Annotated in this window: 1 protein-coding gene; it reads right to left on the bottom strand. The window is 40.1% G+C overall.

The annotated features are described in order from the left end of the window. Positions 1–174 precede the first annotated feature (174 nt). Positions 175–1239 (bottom strand): substrate-binding domain-containing protein, encoded by a 1065-nt coding sequence (locus ACEN4N_RS11405; RefSeq protein ID WP_407094262.1) that lies wholly within the window; start codon positions 1237–1239, stop codon positions 175–177. Positions 1240–1540 lie beyond the last annotated feature (301 nt).

Raw genomic sequence — 1540 nt, 5'->3', positions numbered from 1 at the left:
GCCTCCGGCTTCCTTCAGATTCCACCTCACGGTGGACACCCTTGCCTTTAGCTAACAGTTCCTACTGCCAAGTCTGTAGTGGACTTTCACCACCAAGTTATCGCCCATGCCGGGCGCACATGAAAAACACACCTCCGAAGAGGTGTGTTATAAATCTCTATGATAGTTTAAAAATTATTGAGCTGCTTCTTCCCACTCAGTAACTTCACCTAAGAAGATCGAACGAATTGTTTCTAATGATAAATCTTCTACTGTACTTTCTGGGTGAACTACAACAGAAATTCCATCAAGAGCGATGTTTGTTTGGTTTAATGCTGCAGCTTCATCTTCTGTTAATTCACGAGAAGACATACCTAAGTCAGCAGCTCCACCAGTTGCAGCTTGGATACCAGCAGATGAACCATTTGAAGTAATGTTAATAGTTACGTCTGGGTTTAAAGCCATGTATTCTTCAGCTAAAACTTCCATAACTGGAGTTACTGATGTAGATCCAACAACTTCAATAGTTCCTTCTAAGCCAGCAGCTTCGTATGAAGGTAATGAAGCAACAACTGATCCTGATTCTTCTTCAGTTGATTCTTCTTCTGTAGCTGACTCTTCTTCAGTTGTTTCTTCTGATGAAGCTTCTTCTTCTGTAGTTTCTTCTTCAGACGCAGCTTCTTCAGCTCCAGCAGACTCTTCGCCTTCAGCTGGCTCTTCAGTTGTTTCTTCAGATGAAGCTTCTTCAGATGATTCTTCACCTTCAGCAGATGCAGAAGCGTCTACAGCGATGTATCCTTCTTCTTCAACGATTGTTTGTCCTTCTTGAGAGTGGATGAATGTTAAGAAGTCAGCTGATAAGTCAGATTGATCTTCTCCCCATGCCACTACGAATGGACGAGCGATTGGGTAATCTCCAGCGTTAATTGCTTCTGGAGTAGCTTCTGCTCCATCAACAGTAACAGCTTTAACTGTATCATTTAATGAACCTAATGAGATATATCCGATTGCATTTGGATCTCCAGCAACAGTTTGCATAACTCCGTTAGTACCGTTTTGGATTGCAGCTGATGTAGTAGTCATGTCATCTTCGTTTTCGTCAACAACACCAACGATTTCTACGAATGCTCCACGTGTTCCTGATCCATCTTCACGAGAAACAACGTTAATTGTTCCCTCTTGTGCGAATGCTGGTACAACTGATGATAATACTAATCCTACAGTTGCTAATAATGGTAAAGCTTTTAATGTTTTTTTCATTAATGTACATCTCCTTTTGATTTCTAATGTTTCAACGACATCTAATCACTCGTCTGATAGTCAAACCATCAGCACACCTCTATTATAACAAGCGATTGTAAATTTAATGTAAATCTATTGTAAATTTTATGTTAAGACTCTCTGTTCTCCTTAACGATTACTTTAATAAAATAAAATGGTTCATGAATTTTTGATGTTGGTGGACCGAGGAGCCAGGTGACGCAGTCACCTTGGCTCTTTTTTTATTCCTATGTTTAAGTGTCTCTCTATGCAACGATAGTTTGTGTTGTGTTCTCATCTT

It is taken from the genome of Ruoffia sp. FAM 20857 (assembly GCF_045528645.1).
GTDB classification, from domain to species: domain Bacteria; phylum Bacillota; class Bacilli; order Lactobacillales; family Aerococcaceae; genus Ruoffia; species Ruoffia halotolerans.
This window is presented reverse-complemented; position numbering and strand designations above follow the sequence as displayed.